The sequence below is a fragment of the Acinetobacter sp. ANC_7512 genome, assembly GCF_056779935.1.
In genome coordinates this window covers 1-423 of sequence record NZ_JBWYIX010000038.1, presented here as the reverse complement: position 1 = coordinate 423, position 423 = coordinate 1, and the positions used below count along the sequence as shown (strand labels likewise).

The window sequence follows — 423 nt, the reverse complement described above, 5'->3', positions numbered from 1 at the left end:
GTTGGTTGAGTTTTTCGACTTGGCTGTTGCCTGAGGCGGTGGCTTGGTCTTCGCCTTTGAGGTCTTGGATCCATGCAGGGCTGATGTGCCATGCTTGTTCGAGGCCTAGGCTGGCATTGTCTTGGTGGTCACTGTGTTGGTGTTTGCTTTGGACTGAGCCTGCACCTTCTTCTTGTTCGAGGGCTGTGGCTTGCCAGCGTTGTAGGTGGACTGCGGTGGGTTGTAGGCTGCGTTGTCCGATAAAGCTGGTGATGCTATCAAATTGTTCTGTCGCATCACTGCGGTGGTAGCGAATGTTGCGTCGGTTAAGGGCTTGGTATTGGCTGTTGTCGTCAATCAGGCGGAGCTTTTGTGCTTCGATCGGGCTGTTGTTGCTCGGTACAATCGGTTGGGCTTCATCAATGAGCCAGTTAATGCCTTCAC

Annotated in this window: 1 pseudogene; it reads right to left on the bottom strand. The window is 53.2% G+C overall.

From position 1 onward, the window contains the following. Positions 1 to 423: pseudogene (locus AC1M9H_RS14360) on the bottom strand (type VI secretion system tip protein VgrG); the annotation flags it as partial.